This is a genomic window from Oerskovia enterophila, from assembly GCF_044748475.1.
Classification (GTDB): Bacteria; Actinomycetota; Actinomycetes; order Actinomycetales; family Cellulomonadaceae; genus Oerskovia; species Oerskovia enterophila.
This window is the reverse complement of record NZ_JBIVFZ010000006.1, coordinates 22,712-40,960: the sequence shown is the minus strand read 5'-3', so window position 1 is coordinate 40,960 and position 18,249 is coordinate 22,712. Positions and strand designations below refer to the sequence as shown.

Here is an 18,249-nt window from a genome sequence, read left to right as displayed (position 1 = left end):
GGAGGAACCGTGGGACTGCTGACCTACACGAGCAACACCTCGCTCGACGGCTTCGTGGCCGACGCGTCGGGTTCGTTCGCCTTCAGCTTCCCCGACGAGGAGGTGCTCGCGTTCATCAACGACCTCGAGCGACCCGTCGGGACCTACCTGTTCGGGCGACGCCTCTACGAGGTCATGGCCGTCTGGGACGACCCGGCCATGCTCGACGACCCGTCGCCCGGGACGCGCGACTTCGCGGCCCAGTGGCGCGAGACGGACAAGGTCGTCTACTCGACCACGCTCGCCGAGGTCTCGGCCCCCCGCACGCGCCTCGAGCGGACCTTCGACCCCCAGGCGGTCCGCGACCTCGTGCAGGGCGCCGACACCGAGGTCGGCCTCGGGGGCCCGACCCTCGCCGCCGCGGCGCTCGCGGCCGGGCTCGTCGACGAGGTCCGGCTCCTGGTACGCCCGGTCCTGCTGGGCGGTGGGCTCGCGAACTTCCCGCTCGGGGTGCGCACCGACCTCGAGCTCGTCGACGAGCGGCGCTTCGCGAGCGGGGTCGTGCACGTGCACTACCGCGTGCGCCGCTGAACCAGGTCCGCTCACCGCTGCGCACCCGTCGACCCGTGGCCTCCTCGCCGCGAGCCCCGCGGCCCAGCGCTCGCGCGCAGGCCCGCGCGCGGCGATAAGGGATCGAGGGCGACGGTCGGCGCTCTCCTCGACGGGCCGCCCCGGCCGGTCCCCTGAGAGGGTGGTGCCATGCGTGCACACCCCGAGGCCCGGACCGAGCGACCCCACGACCTGGAGGACCTCCAGCACCGCATCGCGAGCATGGACACCCAGGAGGTCGTCGACGAGCTGGGGCGGCTGGGCGACGAGCGGCGCGCGGTCGCGTTCCGGCTGCTGCCCAAGGGCCGGGCGGTCGAGGTGTTCGAGGACCTCGACCCGGCGATCCAGGCCGAGCTCGTCGAGGCGCTGCGGGCCGACTCGACCGCGGAGATCTTCGCGGCGCTCGACCCCGACGACCGGGCCTCGCTGCTCGACGAGCTGCCCGCCGGTGTCGCTGCCCGGCTCCTGGAAGGGCTCGGGCCCGACGAGCGGGCGCTGACGACCGCGCTGCTCGGGTACCCCGAGGACAGCGCGGGTCGGCGCATGTCGCCCCGGGTCGCCTCGGTGCGCCGCGGCACGACGGTCGAGGGTGCGCTCGACGCGCTGCGCCGGGCGGGGGACGACGTCGAGACCATCTACACCGTGCCCGTCCTGGGCCCCGGGCGCGTGGTCGAGGGCGTGGTCTCGCTGCGCCGGCTGCTCGTGAGCGACCCCGGCACCCCGGTCGAGGACGTCATGTCCCCGGCCGTGACGGTCGAGGCCACCGACGACCAGGAGCACGCAGCGAACGTCGTGCGCGACGGCGGGTACGTCGCGGTGCCCGTGGTCGACCACGAGGACCGCCTCCTCGGGGTCCTCACGGTCGACGACGCGATGCGCATCCTCGAGGCAGAGGACGACGAGGACTCGGCGCGCGTGGGCGGCTCCGAGCCCCTGCGCCGCCCGTACCTGTCGGTCTCGGTCCTCGGGCTCGTGCGCTCGCGCGTGGTCTGGCTCCTGCTGCTGATCGTCGCGGCGAGCCTGACGGTCGGCGTCCAGAGCTACTTCGAGGCCGAGCTCGACACGGTCGTGGCCCTGGCCCTGTTCATCCCGCTGCTCATCGGCACGGGCGGCAACGCGGGCTCCCAGGCCGCCACGACCGTGGTCCGCGCCCTGGCCGTGGGGGACATCCGGCGCGGGGACCTGCTGCGCGTCGTGGGCCGCGAGATGCTCACGGGCCTGCTGCTCGGCACGGTGCTCGCCGCGGTCGGGTTCGGCCCCGCGGCCTGGGTCGCGGGCGTCTCGATCGCGCAGGTTCTCGCCATCACGGTCGTGGGGGTGTGCGTGCTCGCCACGACGGTCGGGTCGAGCATCCCGATCCTGGCGCGCCGCGTGGGCATCGACCCCGCGATCGTCGCAGCGCCCTTCATCTCGACGTTCGTCGACACCCTGGGCCTGATCATCTACTTCTCGGTCGCCAAGGTGGTCCTGGGCATCTAGCCCGGACAGCCGCACGCGCGGCGTGGCCCCAGCGCGAGGCGAGCGGCGCCGTCGGGCCCCCGTTCCTTCCTGATGCCGAGCGCGGCCCGCGCGGATACGTTCACCCGTGAGGCGCGCGCGGCGCCTCCGGGAGAGAGGCGGGCGCATGCCGCACAGCACCAGTCCACGCACAACGAGCACCCGACCCCGCCTCCTGTTCGCGTCCCTCCAGGGGTACCGCGGGGCCTGGCTGCGCGGCGACGTGGTCGCGGGGCTGACGGTGTGGGCCGTGCTCGTGCCCGAGTCGCTCGCGTACGCGACGATCGCGGGGGTCTCGCCCGTGGTCGGGCTCTACGCGGCCGTGCCCTCGCTGATCCTCTACGCGGCGTTCGGCAGCTCGCGCCACCTGATCGTGGGGCCCATGTCCGCGACCGCGGCGCTGTCCGCGAGCGTGGTCGCGGCGTTCCGCCCGGGCGACGACGCGACGTTCGTCGCGCTGACGACCGCGGTCGCGCTCGTGACCGGTGTGCTGTGCCTGGTCGCGGGCATCGCCCGCCTCGGCTTCCTGGCCTCGTTCATCTCCGAGCCCGTGCTCAAGGGCTTCATCGTGGGCCTGGCCCTGACGATCGTCATCGGGCAGGTGCCCGCGCTGCTGGGCGTCGACAAGGGCGAGGGCAACTTCTTCGAGAAGCTCTGGGCGATCCTCACCGAGCTCGGCACCGCGCACCCGCTGACCGTGGTCCTGGGCGTCGGGTCGCTCGCCGCGGTGCTGGCCGTCAAGCGCTGGCTGCCCAAGGTGCCGGGCTCGCTCGTCGTGGTCGGGATCGGGATCGCGCTCGTCCTGCTGCTCGGGCTCGACGACGACGGCGTCGACATCGTGGGCCCCATCCAGGCGGGCCTGCCCGCGCTCGGCCTGCCCACGGGCATCGACTGGAACACCTACACCGACCTGATCGGCCCGGCTGCGGGCGTCATGCTCGTGGGCTTCGCCGAGGCGCTGGGCGCCGCCAAGACCTACGCCTCGCGCGAGGGCTACGACATCGACGCCAACCGCGAGCTGCTCGGCATGGGCGCCGCGAACCTCGGCTCGGGCCTCGCGTCCGGCATGGTCGTCAACGGCAGCCTGTCCAAGACCGCGGTGAACGGCGGCGCGGGGGCCAGGAGCGAGGTCTCGGGCCTGGTCGCGGCGGCGCTGACCGTCCTGACCCTGCTGTTCCTCACACCCGTGTTCGAGTCCCTGCCCGAGGCCACGCTCGCGGCCGTCGTCATCGCGGCGGTGATCGAGCTCGTCGACGTCAAGGCGCTGCGCCGCCTGTTCGACCTCGCGACCCCGCGCAGCAAGGACCTGTACGGCGGGGCGGCCCGCCACGACTTCTGGGCGGCGCTCGCGGCCATGGTCGGCGTGCTGGTGCTCGACACGCTGCCGGGCCTCGTGCTGGGGATCGTGCTCTCGCTGTTCCTGCTGCTCGGGCGGGCCTCGCGCCCGCACGTGGCCGTGCTCGTGCGCAGCCCGCACGGGGTGTGGGTCGACCGCGCACGCCGGGTCGCCACGGGCAAGGACGGGGGCACGGGCGTCGAGGGGGTGCTCGTGGTGCGCGTCGAGTCGGGCCTGTTCTTCGCCAACGCCGACACGGTGCGCGCGGCCGTGCGTCGCCTGGCCGCCGACGCCTCGCCCCGGGTCGTGGTCCTGGACGCCGAGACGGTGCCGTTCGTCGACGTCGAGGCCGCCGACATGCTCGGGACCCTGCGCCGCGACCTGGACCGCGTCGGCGCCCGCCTGGTGCTGGCGCGGGACGTGGGCCAGGTGCGCGACGTGCTGCGCGGCGCCGTCGGGCCGGACGAGCTGCCGCCCACCTACCCCGACGTCGACACCGCGGTGGCCGCGGCTCTCGCCGACGGCCCGGGGGCAGGGCGCGGCTCGGCGGGCGACGCGCCCGCGGGAGCGCCCGCCTCCTGAGGCCCGACGGCGCCCTCTTGAGGCCCGACGACGCCGCGCACCTGCCGGGGCGGGGGATCCTTCCCGCGCGGCGCGAGGGGCGCGGCACTACGGTCGGGGTGACCGGTGCGGCGGGGCACTGCCCGACACGGCCGAACCGGCCCGGACCGGGCGCGTGCGCCCGGGTCGAGAGCAGGACCACGAACGCGGCGCGGCGTCCCGGCGCCCGCCGCACGACGAGAGGAAGTGCCGTGGGCGCAGCCATCGGTCAGTCCCTGCCCATCGCGGTGGGTGTTCTCATCAGCCCCATGCCGATCGTGGCGGTCGTGCTGATGCTCGTCAGCAGGAAGGCCACGGCGAACGGGTTCTCGTTCCTGCTGGGGTGGATCGTCGGGATCGCGGTGCTGGGTTCGGTCGTGCTGCTCGTGGCCGGGGCCGCGACGCCCTCGGAGTCCGGGCCGCCCGCGTGGGCCAGCGTCGTCAAGATCGTCCTGGGTGTCCTGCTCCTGCTGCTCGCGATCAAGCAGTGGCGCGGGCGTCCGCGCGCGGGCGCGACCCCGGAGACGCCGAAGTGGATGAGCGCGATCGACGCCTTCACGCCCGTCAAGGCGTTCGGGCTCGCGGTGCTGCTCGGCGCGGTCAACCCCAAGAACCTCCTCCTCGTGGTCTCGGGGGCCGCGGCCATCGCCGCGGCGACGGCCGAGAGGGGCGAGCAGTTCGGTGCCCTCGCGGTCTTCGTGGTCGTGGCGAGCATCGGGGTCGCGGCCCCCGTGGTGATCTACCTCGCGATGGGCGCGCGCGCCGCGACCATGCTCGACGAGCTCAAGACCTGGATGATCCAGAACAACGCGGTCATCATGGCCGTGCTGCTCCTGGTGCTGGGCGCCAAGATGGTCGGTGACGGGATCACGGCGCTGTGAGCGGGCAGGGGCTCGAGCACGAGCACCAGCGCGGGCACCAGCACGTGGCCGCTGCCGGTCCGGGGCCGGAGACCGACCCTGTCGACCCCGTCGAGGCCGCGCTGGACCGGCTGCGGGCAGGCGGGCACCGCGTGACCGAGGCGCGACGGGCGGTCCTCGAGGTCCTGGCCACGGGCGAGGGGCACCCGAGCGCCGACGAGCTCTCGGCCCGGGTCCAGGACCGGCACCCGGGCATCCACCGCGCGACGATCTACCGGACCGTGGACCGGCTCACGATCCTGGGCGTCGTGACGCACGTGCACATCGGGGGAGGGGCCACGGCCTACCACCTGGCCCCGGGCGAGCCGTCCCGGGAGCACCTGCACGCGATCTGCAGCTCGTGCGGACGCATCATCGACCTGCCCGGAGACCTGCTCGACCCGGTCACGACGTGGCTCGCGACGGCGGCCGACTTCACGCTCGCCCCCGCGCACGTGGCGCTGTCCGGGGTCTGCGGGACCTGCCGGGCCTAGGCCGGGCGCGGGGGAGGGCGCGCCGGCGTCAGGAGCGGGTCCCGGCGGCCCTCGGCACGGCGTCCGCGGAGCTCCTGCGCGATCCCTCCCCGAAAAGCCCTTGCCGTGGCCCCGGGGGCGGAGGCTACTGTGGTGATCGTCCGGTCAGGAGGCCGGCGTCGTACGGGGCAGCCCGGACGTCACCGCTCCTGACCCGTTCTCATGAGGTGCCGCCCCGGCGGCCCGCACGAGCTGACGCACACGAGACCGCGCCGGAGTGGTAGCGCGGCGAGCCAGGCACATGAACCTGGTCACGACGGGGAACCGTGGTGTGCGTGGAGTTCCCAAGTCGCCCGGTCTGCAGTCGGGCGGCTACCCCTGGAGAGGCATGTGCCAAGGACGGCGACGGGACGCACCAGCGTCCCGTGGGGCGGGTTCGATTCCCGCCCTCTCCGCACGCAGCGCGAGCGCTCGTGGCGTCGAGGACCTCGACGCCACGGGACGCAGACGGGAGTCGGTCGATGAGCGAGGTCCTCATCTACAACCTGGGGGGCGGGCAGGTCCTGGGCCGTGTCTCGCTGGGGCACGCGATCCGCATGCTGCACCGGCGGGTCGCTGCGGTGCGCGAGGCCGTCGAGGGCGAGACCTTCGGCCCCTACCAGCGCCCCGTCTCGGTCGAGCTGGTCCGCTACGTCCACACCCGCTGGGTCTACGAGCGCACGGGACGCGTGCCCTACTCGCGCGCGGCGCTCCTGCGCCGGGACCGGCACCGCTGCGGCTACTGCGGGGCCCCGGCCACGACCATGGACCACGTGGTGCCCCGGTGCCAGGGCGGCCCCACGACCTGGATGAACGCGGTGGCGGCGTGCGAGGCGTGCAACAGCGCCAAGGCCGGGCGGACGCCCCTCGAGGCGGGCATGACGCTGCGTTCACGCCCCTTCGAGCCCGTGCTCGCGGACGTCTACCCCCACGGCAGGGTCTAGCCCTCAGGACTGCGGGGCGTTCTCCACGCGGATCGTGCCGTCCTCCTCCAGGACGAGGCGCCGGGGGTCTCCCTCGGCGAGGTCCAGGGCGCGCTCGAGCGCGAGCCGGGGCACGTCGAGGGCCCAGTCGGGCAGGAAGCGGTGCGTGCGCAACGCCTGCAGGATGGGGCCGGGCGGGATGCGACGGGACGTCAGGTCGGACACGGCTCCAGGATCCCACGACCGAGCCGCCCCGGGTCGATTGGTTGCATAGTTGCATCACTGCGCAAGCAGGCAGGATGATGGGGGCATGCTCTCCGCCCTGTCCCACCCGGTCTACCGGCGCCTGTTCACCGCGCAGGTCGTCGCCCTCGCCGGCACGGGGATCGCGACCGTCGCCCTCGGGCTGCTCGCCTACGACCTCGCGGGACCTCGCGCGGGCGCGGTGCTCGGGACCGTCCTCACGGTCAAGATGGTCGCCTACGTGGTCCTGGCCCCGCTCGCCGCGGCGCTCCTCGCCCGGGCCCCGCGCCGCGCGGTGCTCGTCGGGGCGGACCTCGTGCGCCTGGGCGTCGCGCTCGCGCTGCCGTTCGTGGGCGAGGTCTGGCAGGTGCTGGTCCTGGTCGTGGTGCTGCAGTGCGCCTCGGCCACGTTCACCCCCACGTTCCAGTCCGTCCTGCCCGACGTCCTGCCCGACGAGCGCGACTACACCTCGGCCCTGTCGCTCTCGCGCCTGGCCTACGACCTCGAGGCCGTCGCGTCCCCGGCGCTCGCGGCCGTCCTCCTGCTGGTCCTGACCCCATCCCAGCTCTTCTGGGGGACCGCGGTGGGGTTCGCGGCCTCGGCGCTGCTCGTCGTCTCGGTCGTGCTCCCGCGGCGGGCGCACGAGGCCGGGGCTGCCCCCTCGAGGCCGGACGGCTCGTTCGGGTGGCGCCTGCGCCGGGGAGCGGTGCTGTTCGTGCGCACGCCGGCCCTGCGCCCCGTGCTCGCGCTCGACCTCGCGGTCGCGGCGGGGGTCTCGTTCGTGCTGGTCCAGAGCGTCGTGGTCGCGCGGGTGGGACTGGGGCTCGGGCCCGACGGCGTCGCGGTCCTCCTGGCGGTGTGCGGCGGCGGGTCGGTGGTCGCCGCGCTCACCCTGCCCCGGCTGCTGCGCACGCTGCCCGAGCGACGCGTGATGCTCGGGGGAGCCGTCCTCGTGACGGTGGGCTGCGCCGTCGTGCCCCTGCTCCTCGCCCTCCCGCAGCGCGGCGCGCTGGTCGGGGTGGTCCTCGCGTGGGCGGCGATCGGCGCGGGGTGGTCCGCGGTCGAGACGCCCGTGGGGCGGGTGGTGCGCCGGTCGGTCGGCCCCGACGACCTGCACGCTGCGTTCGCCGCGCAGTTCTCGCTGTCCCACGCGTGCTGGTTGCTGACCTACCCGCTCGCGGGCCTGCTGGGGGCGCTCAGCCTGTCCTGGGCCGCGGGCGTGCTCGCCCTGGTCGCGGCCACGGCGACCCTGGCCGCGCGGGCGCTGTGGCCGGTCCCCAGTGCGGGGAGCGACGCGTCCGGCGCGGACGCGGCGCCTGCCGTGCGGGCGCGCGCCCAGGTGGGAGCATGAGGGGGATGGCCACCACGCAGCGCGACGTCCGACCCACCGCCCCTCCCGAGGCCGACCTCGACCGGGCGGTCGAGGTGCTGCGTCTGCTCGCCGACCGCACGCGCCTGGCCGTGCTGCAGATGCTGACGGGCACCGAGATGTCGGTCACGGCCATCGCCGAGGCCCTCGACCGGCCCGTGCCCGCGGTCTCCCAGCATCTGGCCAAGCTCCGTGCGGGCCACCTGGTGACCTCGCGGCGGGAGGGCACGAGCGTCTACTACGCGCAGGCCACCGAGCACGTGGGGGCGCTCGTGACGAACGTCCTGCACCACACCGAGCACACGCTCTACCCGCTGCCGCCGCACCACGCGCTCGAGGAGTGAGGCGGGCGCCCGCGGCGTCGAGAGGTCACCGTGGGGTCGCCGGGGCGCGAGGGCATGCTGGCTCTCCTGCTCGCCGGGGCCTAAGGTGGGGCACCTAGGAGTCAGGAAGCGGCCCCTCGACACTTTGTGCTGAGAGCGAGACCTCATGACGACCGAACGAACCCCCCGCCGTCGCCGGCGCGACCCCCTGGCCGAGGCGCTGAGCATCGGGCGCGCGCACCCCACCGCGCAGTACCGCGTGGACCTGCGCACGGGCGAGTGGTGGTGGTCCGACGAGATGTACCTGCTGCACGGGCTGGCACCGGGATCGGTCGCGCCCACGGCCGCGCTGCTGGCCTCGCACAAGCACCCCGACGACCGTGACACGGTCCTGCGCGAGGTCGCGATGCTGCGGACCACGGGGCGTCCCTTCAGCTGCAGCCACCGGATCGTCGACGCCCGCGGCCGGACCAGGACCGTCACCGTCACGGGCCAGGGGCGACGGGACGCGTCGGGGGCCGTCGTGGAGGTCGTGGGCCTGGTCGTGGACAGCACCGCGGCCCACGAGGACGCGCTGCGCCGGGAGGTGACCCGCCAGGTCGCGGTGGGGCTCGCGGACCGCGCCGTCGTCGACCAGGCCAAGGGCGTGCTCATGGCCACGCACGGGCTGGACTCCGACGGGGCCCTGGACCTGCTCGTGGTGCACGCGAGCGAGAGCAGCCGCCGCCTGCCCGACGTGGCCCGCGAGCTGCTCGACGCGCTGTCCGTCGCGGGCGGGCTGGGCGAGGACGCGAAGGACCGCGCCGACGCGTGCCTCGCGGCGCTCGAGCCCGGCAGCGTGAGCCGCGTGGGCGGGGCGCAGCTCTTCCGGCGCAAGGGCGCGGCGGCGGGCTGAGCCGGGCCCGCGCCGCTGGGTGGTGCGGTGGTGCGGCGCTGGACCGGAGGCCCCGCGGCACCCGGGCCCCTAGTCGGCGCTGGGGCGCTGGGGCAGGACCCGGGTCTCGACGACCTGGCGCGCGAGGTCGTAGAGCTTGACGTTGGAGTCCTGCGAGACGCGGCTGAGGACCCCGAACGCGCGCTGCGCGGAGAGCTGGTAGCGCTCCATGAGGATCCCCTGGGCCTGCCCGATCACGGTGCGGGTCTGCACCGCGCTCGTGAGCTGCTCCTCGGTGCGGGCCGCGGTCAGGGCCGCGGCGGCGACCGCGGCGAACGTCGAGACCATCGAGAGCGTCGTGGCGGGGAACGCGGCCACGGACCGGGAGTAGAGGTTGAGGGCGCCGTGCGAGGTCTCGCTCGTGAAGAGCTGGACGCACAGCATCGAGCGCACGCCCAGCTCGTCCTGGACCTGGTCGGCCCAGCGCTGCCAGCGGGGCTCGGTGGCCAGGTCGTCGGTGCGCACCAGGTCGGTCTCGCGGATCGCGTCCAGGCACGGCCCCTCGTCGAGGGCGTACTGGAGCTCGTCGCCGCGTCGGGCGAGCGCGTGGGACGCCGCCGGGGTCTCGATCTGCCCCTTGCGGGTCACGAGCGAGATCCCGGCCGCGTCGCAGCCGTCGACCATGGCGACCGCGAGCTCGACGATCCGGTCGAGAGTCTCCTGGAGGCTCGGCTCCTCGGCCAGGGCGCGGGCAGCCGCCGCGACGGAGGACTCGACGGCCGAGGCCGGGCTCACCCCGGTGCCGTACTCGACCCCCGAGGGGGCGGTGGTGGTGGTCTGCTGCAGCTCCTGCGTCATCCTGCGTACCCGTTCGTGCTCGGGGGTGTCCGGTCTCCGGTGCACAGCGCGCCGGTCCTCCACCTCTCGGGGACCACGCTACGCGCCCGCACGCGAAAGTCCGGGCCCGGGTCGCCCGGGGCACCCCACGCGGGCTCGGCTCAGGCGCCCTCCAGGCTCCCGGCGCCCTGGGTCTCGGTCACGGTGACGAGCCCGCGCTCGATCGCGGTCACGAGGTCGGAGAGCCGCACGATCCCCACGAGCTCGGCCCCGACCATCACGGGCAGGCGCAGCAGGGCGTGGCGCTCCATGATCCGCACGGCCTCCCGGGCGGGGTCCTGGGGGCTGAGGACCACGAGGTCCTCGGTGCACAGCCCGCCCACGGGATGGTCGGGCGAGGCGTCGGCCGCCAGGGCGCGCACGATGCTGCGGTCGGTGAGGATGCCCACGACGTCCCCGTCGTCGAGCACGACCGCGTCGCCGGCGTCCTCGTCGATCATCGCGCGCGCGACGCTCGCGACCGTCGCGCTCTGCTCGACCGTGCAGAACGTCGTGGACATGAGCTGGGCGATGGTCGTGGGCATCGTCGGCCTCCGAGGGACCCTTTGCGGTGCGTGCGGGCCACTTCTCGACCCGCGTCCAGGCTAGCCCGAGACCGCCGCCCCGGCCGGGCGGGGCGGCGGGGCGACCTCAGAAGACGGGCTTGCCGCCCGTGACCCCCAGCACGGTCCCCGAGACGTAGCCCGCGTCGGTGGGCGAGGCCAGGAACACGAAGGCCGGGGCGACCTCGGCGGGCTGCCCCGCACGACCGAGCGGGGTGTCCGCACCGAACGCCTCGATCTTCTCGGGCGGCTGGGTCGCGGGCTGCAACGGCGTCCAGATCGGTCCGGGGGCCACGGCGTTGACGCGGATCCCCCGCGCGCCGACCTCCGCGGCGAGGTTGACCGTGAAGTTGTTGATCGCGGCCTTGGTCGAGGCGTAGTCGAGCAACGACGTGGACGGCTGGTAGGCCTGGATCGAGGAGACGTTGACGATCGAGCCCCCCTCGCCCAGGTGCTCGAGCGCGGCCTGCGTGACCCAGAACAGCGCGTAGAGGTTGGTCTTGAGCACGCGGTCGAGGTCGTCCGTGGTGACGTCCGCGATCGACGACCTGCGCGCCATCTGGAAGCCCGCGTTGTTGACGAGCACGTCCAGACCGCCCAGGCGGGCGACCGCGTCGGCGACCGTGTCGCGCGCCACCTGCTCCTCGCGCAGGTCCCCGGGCAGCAGGACGACCTCGCGGCCCGCCTGACGCACCCAGCGCGCGGTCTCCTCGGCGTCCTGCTGCTCCTCGGGCAGGTAGCCGATCGCGACGTCGGCGCCCTCCCGCGCGAAAGCGATCGCGACGGCCCGGCCGATGCCCGAGTCGCCGCCCGTGATCAGGGCGCGCAGGCCCGCGAGACGGCCCGAACCGCGGTAGGAGGTCTCCCCGTGGTCGGGAGCCGGGTCCATCGGTGCGGTGAGCCCCGGGGGCTCCTGCTGCTGGGCGGGGAAGGCGGGGGCGTCGTCGGGCATGGTGTTCCTCCGTCGGGGTGTCGAGGGACGCGTCGAACCGGTCCCTCCCCACGCTAGGTCGGCGCTCGCGGACTCGCAGGAGGTGCGTGCGCCCCGCCCCGTGGCTGGTGGCAGGATGAGCACCTGCCGGGCGCGACGGGGCGCCCGCACGTGCGACGAGGTGACCACGACCATGACCGACGACGTCTCTGCGGACCAGGACCGCACCCTGACCCGTGACGTCGACGTGCTGGTCGTCGGCTCGGGCTTCGGCGGGTCCGTCGCGGCCCTGCGGCTGACCGAGAAGGGGTACCGGGTCGCGGTCCTCGAGGCCGGTCGCCGCTTCGCCGACGAGGACTTCGCCGCGACCTCCTGGCACCTGCGCGACTTCCTGTGGGCGCCGCGCCTCGGCTGCCTCGGCATCCAGCGGGTGCACCGGCTGCGGGACGTGCTCGTCCTGGCCGGCGCCGGGGTCGGCGGCGGGTCCCTCGTCTACGCCAACACGCTCTACGAGCCGCTCGACGCGTTCTACACCGACCCCTCGTGGGGCCACCTGACCGACTGGAAGGCCGAGCTCGCGCCCTACTACGACCAGGCCCGGCGCATGCTCGGCGTCATCACCTACGCGGGCCGCACGCCCGCCGACGAGGCCGTGCACCAGGTCGCGCGCGAGATGGGCGTGGAGGGCACGTTCACGCCCGCCCCCGTGGGCGTGCTGTTCGGCGCCCCCGGGGTGCCCGTGCCCGACCCGTTCTTCGGCGGCGCGGGCCCCGCACGGCGCGGGTGCCTCGAGTGCGGCCAGTGCATGACCGGGTGCCGCCACGGCGCCAAGAACACGCTCGTCAAGAACTACCTGCACCTCGCCGAGGCCGCCGGGGCGCGGATCCACCCCCTGACGACCGTGACACGCATCGCCCCGCTCCCGGACGGGGGCTACGAGGTCACCTCGCGGCGCACCGACCGACCGGTCGCCCGGCGCACCCGCTGGACCGCCCAGCACGTCGTCCTCGCGGCCGGCGCGCACGGGACCCAGCAGCTCCTGCACGCCCAGCGCGACGCGGGCACCCTGCCGCACCTCTCCGAGCGCCTCGGCATGCTCACCCGCACCAACTCCGAGGCCCTGCTGGGCGCCACGGCCGACCGGCGCCCCCCGGGGGGAACCGCGCCCGACTACACGCGCGGCGTCGCGATCACCTCCTCGTTCCACCCCGACGCCCACACGCACGTCGAACCCGTGCGCTACGGCCGCGGCTCGAACGCCATGGCCCTCCTGCAGACCGTCCTCGTCACGCCCCGCGGCGCTCGCGGCCCGCGCACTCCGGGCGAGGGGACCGCGCCCGACGACGGAGCCCGCCCCGGGATCGCGCCCTCGCCGGGGGAGTGGGTGCGCGAGCTGTGGGCCCAACGCCGCCGGCTGCCCGCCATGCTCGACCTGCGCGGCTGGTCCGAGCGCACCGTGATCGCCCTGGTCATGCAGAGCCACGACAACTCGCTGACGACGTACACGCGGCGCACGTGGACGGGGCGGCGCCGGATGACCTCGCGCCAGGGGCACGGCGCCCCGAACCCCGGGTGGATCCCCGCCGCGCACGAGGCGGCCAGGCGCCTGGCCCGGGTCATGGGCGGAGCGCCCGGCGGGAGCATCGGCGAACCGTTCGGGATGCCCCTCACAGCCCACTTCCTGGGCGGGTGCGCGATCGGCGCCTCACCCGAGTCCGGTGTGATCGACGCGTACCAGCGCGTGTTCGGGCACCCGGGGCTGCACGTCCTGGACGGGGCCGCGGTGAGCGCGAACCTGGGCGTCAACCCGTCGCTGACGATCACGGCCCAGGCCGAGCGGGCCGTCGCGATGTGGCCCCGACGGGGCGAGGAGGACCCGCGTCCCCCGCTCGGCAGCACCTACCGGCGCGTGGCCCCGGTCGAGCCGCTGCGCCCCGCCGTGCCCGCCGGGGCGCCCGGTGCGCTGCGCCTGCCCGTCGTGCGCATCACGCACGGCACGTCGGCCTGAACCGGGGGAGAAGTGCCCCTGCCCCACGGGCGGGCAAGACGTAGAACACCTGTTCGAAGGAATCGGGGCACTTTCGACGCACTGCTCGAACAAATGTTCGATCTCCGGGTGATGCGGACGACGAAGGCATCGAACTCCTGTTCGAACAGTGCCGGTGGGCCAGCGGCCGCGACTCAGCCGAGAGGCTCGATCTCCACGTCCACCACGAGCGCCCGATGGTCCGAGAGCCCCGTGTCGACCGACCGTCCCGGCGACGTCGGGCGCACCGACCCGTCAGCCAGGACGTGATCGATCTGCAACGTCGGGTGCGCGACCGGGTACGACCGGGCCACCACCAACGGGCTCCACCCCGTGACCGCCGCCGGGATTTCCGACCGCAGGTTCATGTCCCCCAGGACCACCAAGGGGCGCGGGGCGTCCGCAAGACCCGCCGCCAGGTGGTCGAGCTGGTGCTCGCCCCAGCCGTCCAGGAAGCTCAGGTGCGTCGCGACCACGGTCAACGGGCCCTGCGGAGTCACGACGACGGCAGCGAGAGCCGTGCGCGGCTCGTCCAGGCGCCACCGCGGACGACGCACGTCGTTCCCCCGCGGCAGCGGGCGCCACCACGGGCGACGAGGAAGGGGCAGGACCCGCCACTCGTGGACCGGGAAGCGTGAGAGCAGCGCCACACCGTACTGCGCACGCCCCCCAGCGCCCCGCCGATCGATCGTCGCCGCGAACCGGTGGTCGACCGCACCCATGGCCTCGGCCGCCACCCGGGCGAGATCCACGTGCCCCGAGCGCCGCTGGTTGCGATCCACCTCCTGCAACGCCAGCACGTCCGCACCCAGGTCCGCCACCGCACGCGAGAACCGGTCGACGTCCACCAGGTCGTCGACCGTGGACCGCCCGTGCAGGATGTTGAAGGTCGCCAGTCGCATCCCACCGATTGTCCTCCCACCCCGGCGCGCGGCACGCCGAGCCGCGCTGACCTAGGCTCGGTCCATGGCGAAGTACTTCGACGTGCACCCCGTCGACCCCCAGCCCCGCGCGATCGACCAGATCGTCACGCTCCTGCGCGACGACGCCCTCATCGCCTACCCCACCGACTCCTGCTACGCCCTCGGCGCGCGGCTCGACTCCCACAGCGCCACCCAACGCATCCGCGACATCCGCCACCTCGGCGACAAGCACCACTTCACGCTCGTGTGCGCCGACTTCGCACAGCTCGGACAGCTCGTCAAGATCGACAACGCCGCCTTCCGCGCCATCAAGGCCTCCACGCCCGGCAGCTACACCTTCATCCTGCCCGCGACCTCCGAGGTGCCCCGGCGCCTCGCGCACCCCAAGAAGAAGACCGTCGGCGTCCGCATCCCTGACCACGCCGTGACCCAGGCCATCCTGCGCGCCCTCGGCGAACCCCTGCTGTCCAGCACCCTCCTGCTCCCCGGCGAGGACGAACCCATGACCCAGGGGTGGGAGATCAAGGAAGCCCTCGACCACCAGGTCGACGCCGTCGTCGACTCCGGCGACTGCGGCACCGAACCCACCACCGTCGTCGACTTCTCCTCCGGCACGGCCGAGGTCGTGCGCGTCGGCGCAGGAGACCCCTCCCGCTTCGAGTAGCACCGGCCCCCCGCGCGCCGCGTGTGACCGGCACACCATGAACCACCCAGCGCGATCCCGCCCACCAGCCCTAGCATCGACACCATGAGCAGCCAGGGCCTCACCCACTCCCAGCACAAGATGACCGACGCCGGCGTCCACCCCACCGCGATCGACGTCTTCAGCCGCTTCTACGCACTCCTCCAGGACGGCGCCACCGGCACCGTCCCCGAGGCCGACATCGAACCCCTCACCGACGTCACCCACCGCGACGACCTCGACGTCACCCCCCAGGACGCCGCCGAGGCGCTCTCCCGCACCGTCCTCATCAAGCTCAACGGAGGCCTCGGCACCTCCATGGGCATGGACCGCGCCAAGTCGCTCCTCACCGTGCGCGACACCGGCAGCACCGACGGCTCCGACGCCACCCCCCTGACCTTCCTCGACATCATCGCCCGCCAGGTCCGCGCCGCCCGCGCCACCACCGGCGCCCAGCTCCCCCTGCTCTTCATGAACAGCTTCCGCACCCGCGACGACACCCTCGCGGCGCTCGCGGCCTACCCCGACCTCGCGGTCGACGGGCTACCCCTGGACTTCCTGCAGAACCGTGAGCCCAAGCTGCGCGCGGACGACCTCGAGCCCGTCGAGTGGCCTGCGGACCCGGACCTCGAGTGGTGCCCGCCGGGGCACGGCGACCTGTACACGGCCCTCGTGGCGTCGGGGGCGCTCCAGGCCCTGCTGGACGCCGGCTACCTGTACGCGAGCGTGTCCAACTCGGACAACCTCGGGGCCGCTCCGGACGCCGCGATGGCCGGCTGGTTCGCGGCGTCGGGCGCTCCGTTCGCGGCCGAGGTGGCCCGGAGGACGCCCGCTGACCGCAAGGGCGGCCATCTCGTCGTGCGGCGCTCGGACGGCCGGCTCGTGCTGCGCGAGACCGCGCAGACCCCCGAGGAGGACCTGGCGGCCGCGGGGGACATCGAGCGTCACAGGTTCTTCAACACCAACAACCTGTGGCTCGACCTGCGGGCGCTGGCGACCGAGCTCGAGCGGACCGGGGGAGTCCTCGAGCTGCCGCTCATCGTCAACCCCAAGACCGTCGACCCGACCGACCCGTCGTCGACGCCCGTGATCCAGATGGAGTCGGCCATGGGCGCCGCGATCGAGGTCTTCGAGGGCTCGACCGTGATCGAGGTCGACCGCAGCCGCTTCCTGCCCGTCAAGGCGACGAGCGACCTGCTCCTGCTCCGCTCGGACGTCTACGAGCTCGCCGAGGACTTCACGCTCCGGGCCCGGGTCGAGGCGCCGCTGATCGACCTCGACAGCGCGTACTACAAGCTCGTGGGCGACTTCGACACGCGGTTCGCGCAGGGTGTGCCGTCGCTGCGGGGAGCGACCGGGCTCGCGGTGCGGGGCGACTGGACGTTCGGCCGGGACGTCGTGGCCGAGGGTGACGCGGTCCTGGAGGACGCGGGCGCACCGTCGAGCGTCCCGGACGGTGCGCACGTGGGCCCTGCAGGGATCGTCGCGGGCTCCTGAATCACTGCACCGTGCTCGCGGGCGAACGTCATGGCGCCGTGACTTCTGCAGAAGTCACGGCGCCATGACATCTGCACGGTTCATGGCACCGTGAACAGATGGCGAGACCGCTCTCGACCGAGACCGAGCCGCGTGCGGAGGTGCCGCAAGGTACCGTTCGAGCTCGTCGTCAGTCGATGGCCTGGTAGAGCGTGGTCCAGAAGTCGCTCATGGCACGCGGCGAATCCGGGGTGGACAGTCCGACCTGGGTGAGCAGGACTCCGGTGAGCTGGTTGGTCCTGTCTGCGTAGGCGGTGGTGCCGGTGCCGCCGAACCAGCCGAACTGGCCGATGGGCGCGTAGTCGCCGCGATAGGTGCGCACCGCCATCCCGAAGCCCCAGCCGCCGTTCGCCCCTTGGCCGGACGACAGGTGGGCGACGTTGCTGAACATCGTCTCCCTGGCGGCAAGCTGCTCGGGCGAGAGACGGTTGGTGGTCATCAGCTCGACGGCGGCCCGGGACAAGATCTGTTCACTTCCGTGCATCCCGTGGTCGAGCAGCATCTGGAAGTACGCGTGGTAGTCGTCGGCGGTCGAGACCAGCCCGCCGCCGGCGCCCTGGAACGCGGGAGGCGCGCTGGACCTTCCTCCTGCCGCCTCGTCCCACACGAGGAACTCGCCGGTCTGCGGGTCGGGCCCGAGCACCGGCGGCAGTCGGTCGATCTTGTCGGCAGGCACGTGGAAGGCGGTGTCCTTCATCCCCAGCGGATCGAGGATGCGTGTCCGCAGGAACGTCTCCAACGACTGTCCCGTGACCCGGGAGACGAGCACGCCGACCACCTCGTTGCTGAGGTCGTACTGCCACCGCACTCCGGGCTGGTACTGCAGCGGCAGCTCGCCGAGGCGACGCATCCACTCGTCCGGCTCCGGGGCCGGACCGGAGGCCACGCTGTAGTCGAGACGCTCGAAGGTCGCGGCCCTGATCGGGGATGCCATCGACTCGAAGTCCACCCCGAGCCCGAACGTGGACGTCAGAAGGTCCCGTACGGTGATCGGCCGGTGCGCCGGCACGGTGTCGTCCAGGGGCCCGTCGGGCCGCGTCAGCACCTGCCGGTCGGCGAGCTCGGGCAGCCACTGGTCCACGGGGTCGTCCAGCCGCAGCCGGCACTCGTCGAGCAGGATCATCGCCGCCGCCATCGTGACCGGCTTGGACGTGGACGCCATCCGGAAGATCGTGTCCCGGCGCATCGGCGCGCCACCGTCATGACGCATCGTCCCGATTGCTTCGACGTGCGTCTGGCCGCCGCGGCTGACGAGGGCGACAAGGCCGGGAATCTTCGTGGACTCGACGTGCTGTGCCAGCACCTCGCGCAGCCGACGCAGCCCTGCGTCGGAGAAGCCGCTGTTGCTCGTTCCCATGATGGATCTCCCCTTGACGGTGTGGTTCTCACGGCGGCCCTGGTGGCTGCCTGGCCCTTCGAACGGCCATGCGCAGAGCCTGCAGCCTTGACCCAAGGTCAAGGTCAACCCCCCTGTGCCGATCAAGGGGGAGGCGCCCATCGCGAGGGCCCTGTCCCTCGTGCCAGCGGGGGCATGGAACGGGTGCGCGC

18 protein-coding genes are annotated in these 18,249 nt (G+C 73.8%); 12 read left to right on the top strand and 6 right to left on the bottom strand.

Annotated features, from left to right (window positions below; translation table 11 throughout):
* Window positions 1–9: 9 nt before the first annotated feature.
* From ACIPWA_RS17475 to ACIPWA_RS17450, 6 genes are all read left to right on the top strand, one after another.
* A complete protein-coding gene (locus tag ACIPWA_RS17475; RefSeq protein WP_400291824.1) occupies window positions 10–570 on the top strand; it encodes a dihydrofolate reductase family protein in 561 nt (186 codons plus the stop codon).
* Window positions 571–738: 168 nt separating this feature from the next.
* Entirely contained in the window at window positions 739–2,067 is a 1,329-nt protein-coding gene (mgtE, locus tag ACIPWA_RS17470) for a magnesium transporter (protein WP_056651818.1), read from the top strand.
* Window positions 2,068–2,212: 145 nt separating this feature from the next.
* Window positions 2,213–4,003 (top strand): SulP family inorganic anion transporter, encoded by a 1,791-nt coding sequence (locus tag ACIPWA_RS17465; protein ID WP_056651821.1) that lies wholly within the window; start codon window positions 2,213–2,215, stop codon window positions 4,001–4,003.
* Window positions 4,004–4,233: 230 nt separating this feature from the next.
* The gene (locus tag ACIPWA_RS17460; RefSeq protein WP_400291823.1) at window positions 4,234–4,902 is read left to right on the top strand and encodes a GAP family protein; all 669 of its coding nucleotides are present in this window, start codon (window positions 4,234–4,236) and stop codon (window positions 4,900–4,902) included.
* On the top strand, window positions 4,899–5,414 hold the full coding sequence (locus ACIPWA_RS17455) for a Fur family transcriptional regulator (RefSeq protein WP_400291822.1): 516 nt from the start codon (window positions 4,899–4,901) through the stop codon (window positions 5,412–5,414). The genes ACIPWA_RS17460 and ACIPWA_RS17455 overlap by 4 nt, the downstream gene beginning before the upstream one ends.
* 500 nt (window positions 5,415–5,914) lie before the next feature.
* Window positions 5,915–6,376, top strand: coding sequence for an HNH endonuclease (locus tag ACIPWA_RS17450; RefSeq protein WP_056763662.1), 462 nt, complete (start codon window positions 5,915–5,917; stop codon window positions 6,374–6,376).
* A gap of 3 nt (window positions 6,377–6,379) precedes the next feature.
* On the opposite strand, the gene ACIPWA_RS17445 is transcribed toward ACIPWA_RS17450, so the two are convergent.
* Window positions 6,380–6,580 carry a hypothetical protein gene (locus tag ACIPWA_RS17445; RefSeq protein ID WP_400291821.1) on the bottom strand — a complete coding sequence of 67 codons (201 nt, stop codon included), beginning with the start codon at window positions 6,578–6,580 and terminating at the stop codon, window positions 6,380–6,382.
* Between the two features lie 85 nt (window positions 6,581–6,665).
* On the opposite strand from ACIPWA_RS17445, the gene ACIPWA_RS17440 reads away from it, so the two are divergent.
* The 3 genes from ACIPWA_RS17440 to ACIPWA_RS17430 all read left to right on the top strand — a co-directional run bounded on the left by ACIPWA_RS17440 (window position 6,666) and on the right by ACIPWA_RS17430 (window position 9,185).
* Entirely contained in the window at window positions 6,666–7,949 is a 1,284-nt protein-coding gene (locus tag ACIPWA_RS17440; RefSeq protein WP_400291820.1) for an MFS transporter, read from the top strand.
* Window positions 7,950–7,954: 5 nt separating this feature from the next.
* The gene (locus ACIPWA_RS17435) at window positions 7,955–8,311 is read left to right on the top strand and encodes an ArsR/SmtB family transcription factor (RefSeq protein WP_191802407.1); all 357 of its coding nucleotides are present in this window, start codon (window positions 7,955–7,957) and stop codon (window positions 8,309–8,311) included.
* A gap of 145 nt (window positions 8,312–8,456) precedes the next feature.
* On the top strand, window positions 8,457–9,185 hold the full coding sequence (locus ACIPWA_RS17430) for a PAS and ANTAR domain-containing protein (protein WP_400291819.1): 729 nt from the start codon (window positions 8,457–8,459) through the stop codon (window positions 9,183–9,185).
* 69 nt (window positions 9,186–9,254) lie between these two features.
* Here the strand turns inward: ACIPWA_RS17430 and ACIPWA_RS17425 are convergent, their stop codons facing one another.
* From ACIPWA_RS17425 to ACIPWA_RS17415, 3 genes are all read right to left on the bottom strand, one after another.
* Window positions 9,255–10,022 carry a GAF and ANTAR domain-containing protein gene (locus ACIPWA_RS17425; protein ID WP_400291818.1) on the bottom strand — a complete coding sequence of 256 codons (768 nt, stop codon included), beginning with the start codon at window positions 10,020–10,022 and terminating at the stop codon, window positions 9,255–9,257.
* Window positions 10,023–10,162: 140 nt separating this feature from the next.
* Window positions 10,163–10,585, bottom strand: a complete 423-nt coding sequence (locus ACIPWA_RS17420; protein WP_056651841.1) for a CBS domain-containing protein — start codon at window positions 10,583–10,585, stop codon at window positions 10,163–10,165.
* 106 nt (window positions 10,586–10,691) lie between these two features.
* Entirely contained in the window at window positions 10,692–11,555 is an 864-nt protein-coding gene (locus ACIPWA_RS17415; RefSeq protein WP_056651844.1) for an SDR family oxidoreductase, read from the bottom strand.
* A 172-nt stretch (window positions 11,556–11,727) separates the two neighbouring features.
* Between ACIPWA_RS17415 and ACIPWA_RS17410 the strand changes: the two genes are divergently transcribed.
* A complete protein-coding gene (locus tag ACIPWA_RS17410; RefSeq protein WP_400291816.1) occupies window positions 11,728–13,542 on the top strand; it encodes an FAD-dependent oxidoreductase in 1,815 nt (604 codons plus the stop codon).
* Between the two features lie 173 nt (window positions 13,543–13,715).
* On the opposite strand, the gene ACIPWA_RS17405 is transcribed toward ACIPWA_RS17410, so the two are convergent.
* Window positions 13,716–14,462, bottom strand: a complete 747-nt coding sequence (locus ACIPWA_RS17405) for an endonuclease/exonuclease/phosphatase family protein (RefSeq protein WP_400291815.1) — start codon at window positions 14,460–14,462, stop codon at window positions 13,716–13,718.
* A gap of 64 nt (window positions 14,463–14,526) precedes the next feature.
* Here ACIPWA_RS17405 and ACIPWA_RS17400 point away from each other — a divergent pair, with 64 nt between their 5' ends.
* Window positions 14,527–15,147 carry an L-threonylcarbamoyladenylate synthase gene (locus ACIPWA_RS17400; protein WP_056651850.1) on the top strand — a complete coding sequence of 207 codons (621 nt, stop codon included), beginning with the start codon at window positions 14,527–14,529 and terminating at the stop codon, window positions 15,145–15,147.
* Window positions 15,148–15,231: 84 nt separating this feature from the next.
* The gene (locus tag ACIPWA_RS17395) at window positions 15,232–16,662 is read left to right on the top strand and encodes a UTP--glucose-1-phosphate uridylyltransferase (protein WP_400291814.1); all 1,431 of its coding nucleotides are present in this window, start codon (window positions 15,232–15,234) and stop codon (window positions 16,660–16,662) included.
* A gap of 169 nt (window positions 16,663–16,831) precedes the next feature.
* On the opposite strand, the gene ACIPWA_RS17390 is transcribed toward ACIPWA_RS17395, so the two are convergent.
* On the bottom strand, window positions 16,832–18,166 hold the full coding sequence (locus ACIPWA_RS17390) for a serine hydrolase domain-containing protein (protein WP_400291813.1): 1,335 nt from the start codon (window positions 18,164–18,166) through the stop codon (window positions 16,832–16,834).
* Between the last annotated feature and the right edge of the window lie 83 nt (window positions 18,167–18,249).